Genomic DNA, 1,690 nt, shown 5'->3' with positions numbered 1-1,690 from the left:
TCGCCGCACTGCTCGACGGCGTCCACAACCGCTACCGCGAACAGGCCCGCGGCGGCGACGCGACCCGCCAGAAGCGTTTCGACACGTTCGCGATCGCGCGCCTGGCACCGCTGATGGCGCAGGTCGGCTGGACTGCGCGGCCGGGCGAAGCGTCGTCCGTCGCCAACCTGCGCGAAGAGCTGGTCAATGTGCTGAGCAACCTCGGCGACGCCAACGTCATCGCCGAAGCGCGCCGCCGCTACGCCGCGCTGGCGACGGACGCCAGCGCCGTGCCGGGACCGCTGCGCAAGACGGTGATGGGCGTCGTCGCCCAGCACGCGGACGCCGCCACGTGGGACCAGTTGCAGCAAGCCGCGCGCAACGAGACGACGCCGCTCGTGCGCGACCAGCGCTACACCCTGCTGGCCGCGACCGAAGACCGCGCGCTCGCCATGCGCGCGCTGCAACTCGCGCTGACGGACGAACCGGGCCTCACGATCGGCGCCGAGATGATCTCCGAAGTGGCGCTGCGTTATCCGGACATGGCGTTCGACTTCGCGATCGCGAACCTCGCGCAGATCAACGACCGCGTGGACGCGAGCTCGCGCAGCCGCTACCTGGCGCGCCTCGCGACGGGATCGTCGGATCCGGCGATGGTCGACAAACTGGGCGCGTACGCACAGGCGAACCTGGCACCGAGCTCGCGCGGCGACGTCGAGGCGGCCATCGCGGCCATCAAGGACCGCATCCAGGTGAACGCGGCGCGCCTGCCCGAGATCGACGCCTGGCTGGCGAAGAACGCGCAGTAAAGCGCGCTATTGCGCGGCGACCGTGCCGCGGCGCCGCGCCGTCAGCCACGCATCGAGGCGCTGGGCCGCGCCCGGCGCCACGTGCAGGCCCAGCTTCGTGCGGCGCCACAGGATGTCGTCGGCCGCCATCGCCCATTCCTGGCGCACGAGGTAGTCCGCCTCGACCTCGTACAGGCCGGCCACGATTTCCTCGCCCAGGTCGGCACGCGCGCGGCAATGCGCCAGCAGCGTGGCCAGGCGCGTGCCGTAGCTGCGGGCATAGCGCGCCAGCAGGCCGTCGGGCAGCCAGGCGAATTGCTGGCGGCGTGTGCGCACCCACGCGTCGTACTCGAGCACCGCACGCGCGACCGGCTCCTTGCCATACAGGTCGCCGCCCGGCAGGCAGGCATGCGCCGTCCACGCCGGCACCTGGCGGCCCAGCACGGGCCCGATCCAGTCGACGGCCTGTTCCGCGAGCTTGCGGAACGTCGTCACCTTCCCGCCGAACACGGACAGCAGCGGCGCGCCGCCGGCCGTGTCGTGCTCGAAGCGGTAGTCGCGGCTGGCGGACGATGCGCTGCCGCCGCCATCGTCCGCGATCAGCGGCCGCACGCCCGCATAACTCCACACCACATCGTCCGGCCCGATGCGCCGCTCGAAGCAGCGGTTCACGGCGTCGCACAGGTACGCCGTCTCCGCGGGGCTGATGGCGACGCGGTCGACGTCCTGCGCGTCGTGGTCGACGTCCGTCGTGCCCACCAGGGTGAACGCGCCCTCGTACGGCAGCGCGAACACGATGCGGCCGTCCGGCTGCTGCAGCAGGAACGCCTGGTCGCCGTCGAACAGGCGCGGCACGACGATGTGGCTGCCCTTCACGAGCCGCAGGGGGCGTGCCGGGCCGGCACCCGTCGCCTGCAGGAAGC

Annotated in this window: 2 protein-coding genes; one reads left to right on the top strand and one right to left on the bottom strand. The window is 72.4% G+C overall.

Annotated features, from left to right (window positions below; all coding sequences use genetic code 11):
* Nucleotides 1-788: ERAP1-like C-terminal domain-containing protein (locus ACEN88_RS31040; RefSeq protein WP_413345929.1), on the top strand; the 788-nt coding region annotated here is incomplete at its 5' end.
* 6 nt (nt 789-794) lie between these two features.
* Here the strand turns inward: ACEN88_RS31040 and ACEN88_RS31035 are convergent.
* The coding region (locus ACEN88_RS31035; protein ID WP_413345927.1) for a glycerol-3-phosphate dehydrogenase C-terminal domain-containing protein at nt 795-1,690 on the bottom strand (896 nt) is incomplete at its 5' end.

The organism is Massilia sp. CT11-108, from assembly GCF_047302915.1.
Classification (GTDB): domain Bacteria; phylum Pseudomonadota; class Gammaproteobacteria; order Burkholderiales; family Burkholderiaceae_D; genus Telluria; species Telluria orientalis.
Note: the sequence above shows the minus strand (reverse complement) of the source record. Positions and strands in the feature narration are given on the sequence as shown.